This window comes from Pseudomonas oryzicola (assembly GCF_014269185.2).
Lineage (GTDB): Bacteria > Pseudomonadota > Gammaproteobacteria > Pseudomonadales > Pseudomonadaceae > Aquipseudomonas > Aquipseudomonas oryzicola.
This window is the reverse complement of the sequence record NZ_JABWRZ020000009.1, coordinates 1-1416: the sequence shown is the minus strand read 5'-3', so window position 1 is coordinate 1416 and position 1416 is coordinate 1. Positions and strand designations below refer to the sequence as shown.

Annotated in this window: 1 rRNA gene; it reads left to right on the top strand. The window is 53.1% G+C overall.

The annotated features are described in order from the left end of the window. A 23S ribosomal RNA gene (locus tag HU760_RS24345) occupies positions 1-1366 on the top strand; the annotation flags it as partial. Between the last annotated feature and the right edge of the window lie 50 nt (positions 1367-1416).

Here is a 1416-nt window from a genome sequence, read left to right as displayed (position 1 = left end):
AGGCGACGAAGTGGTTGATACCATGCTTCCAAGAAAAGCTCCTAAGCTTCAGATAACTGGGAACCGTACCCCAAACCGACACAGGTGGTTAGGTAGAGAATACCAAGGCGCTTGAGAGAACTCGGGTGAAGGAACTAGGCAAAATGGCACCGTAACTTCGGGAGAAGGTGCGCCGGCGAGGGTGAAGGACTTGCTCCGTAAGCCCATGCCGGTCGAAGATACCAGGCCGCTGCGACTGTTTATTAAAAACACAGCACTCTGCAAACACGAAAGTGGACGTATAGGGTGTGACGCCTGCCCGGTGCCGGAAGGTTAATTGATGGGGTTAGCGCAAGCGAAGCTCTTGATCGAAGCCCCGGTAAACGGCGGCCGTAACTATAACGGTCCTAAGGTAGCGAAATTCCTTGTCGGGTAAGTTCCGACCTGCACGAATGGCGTAACGATGGCGGCGCTGTCTCCACCCGAGACTCAGTGAAATTGAAATCGCTGTGAAGATGCAGTGTATCCGCGGCTAGACGGAAAGACCCCGTGAACCTTTACTATAGCTTTGCACTGGACTTTGAATTTGCTTGTGTAGGATAGGTGGGAGGCTTTGAAGTGGGGACGCCAGTTCTCATGGAGCCATCCTTGAAATACCACCCTGGCAACTTTGAGGTTCTAACTCAGGTCCGTTATCCGGATCGAGGACAGTGTATGGTGGGTAGTTTGACTGGGGCGGTCTCCTCCCAAAGAGTAACGGAGGAGTACGAAGGTGCGCTCAGACCGGTCGGAAATCGGTCGTAGAGTATAAAGGCAAAAGCGCGCTTGACTGCGAGACAAACACGTCGAGCAGGTACGAAAGTAGGTCTTAGTGATCCGGTGGTTCTGTATGGAAGGGCCATCGCTCAACGGATAAAAGGTACTCCGGGGATAACAGGCTGATACCGCCCAAGAGTTCATATCGACGGCGGTGTTTGGCACCTCGATGTCGGCTCATCACATCCTGGGGCTGAAGCCGGTCCCAAGGGTATGGCTGTTCGCCATTTAAAGTGGTACGCGAGCTGGGTTTAGAACGTCGTGAGACAGTTCGGTCCCTATCTGCCGTGGACGTTTGAGATTTGAGAGGGGCTGCTCCTAGTACGAGAGGACCGGAGTGGACGAACCTCTGGTGTTCCGGTTGTCACGCCAGTGGCATTGCCGGGTAGCTATGTTCGGAAGAGATAACCGCTGAAAGCATCTAAGCGGGAAACTTGCCTCAAGATGAGATCTCACTGGAACCTTGAGTTCCCTGAAGGGCCGTCGAAGACTACGACGTTGATAGGTTGGGTGTGTAAGCGCTGTGAGGCGTTGAGCTAACCAATACTAATTGCCCGTGAGGCTTGACCATATAACACCCAAGCAATTTGCTGACGCAGATTGCGGTGGTGAAGATGATAC